This window comes from Pedobacter sp. 01N416, assembly GCF_056399685.1.
Genome location: NZ_JBFTRT010001022.1, coordinates 1 through 620 on the forward strand (window position 1 = coordinate 1; position 620 = coordinate 620).

Consider the following 620-nt stretch of genomic DNA (forward strand, 5'->3'; position numbering starts at 1 on the left):
CATTTTACTATCGCCCATTTCGCCTTCAATTTCACTTTTAGGAACCAAAGCGGCAACAGAGTCAATTACAATTACATCAATAGCACCCGAACGGATTAAGTTATCAGCAATTTCTAATGCCTGCTCACCATTATCTGGTTGAGAGATTAAAAGGTTATCGGTATCAACACCTAGTTTCTTTGCATAAAACTGATCAAAAGCATGCTCTGCATCGATAAAAGCAGCAATACCGCCTTTTTTTTGTGCTTCGGCAATAATATGTGTGGCTAAAGTTGTTTTACCAGAAGATTCCGGACCATAGATTTCTATTACACGGCCTTTTGGGATACCGCCAATACCTAAAGCAATATCTAAACTGATCGATCCTGTAGAAATAAAATCTATTGGCTCAATGGCAGAATCGCCAAGTTTCATGATGGTACCTTTACCGTAAGATTTCTCTAGCTTATCTAAGGTAAGTTGTAGGGCTTTTAATTTATCTGGATTTGCAGTGCTCATTTCTTTTTTCATTGATTGCGTAAATATAATCGATTATCGGCTAATATGCTTAAATGTTGATATTTATAATACTAATATATTTAGCTAATGTAAATGTTTTTTAGCTAATATCAATAGTAAAG

At 35.0% G+C, this 620-nt stretch carries 1 protein-coding gene; it reads right to left on the reverse strand.

Annotated elements, in window-relative coordinates; genetic code table 11:
- Window positions 1-498, reverse strand: a 498-nt coding sequence (locus AC1DND_RS29025; RefSeq protein ID WP_477586458.1) for an ATPase domain-containing protein, incomplete at its 3' end; no start/stop codon positions are given.
- Between the last annotated feature and the right edge of the window lie 122 nt (window positions 499-620).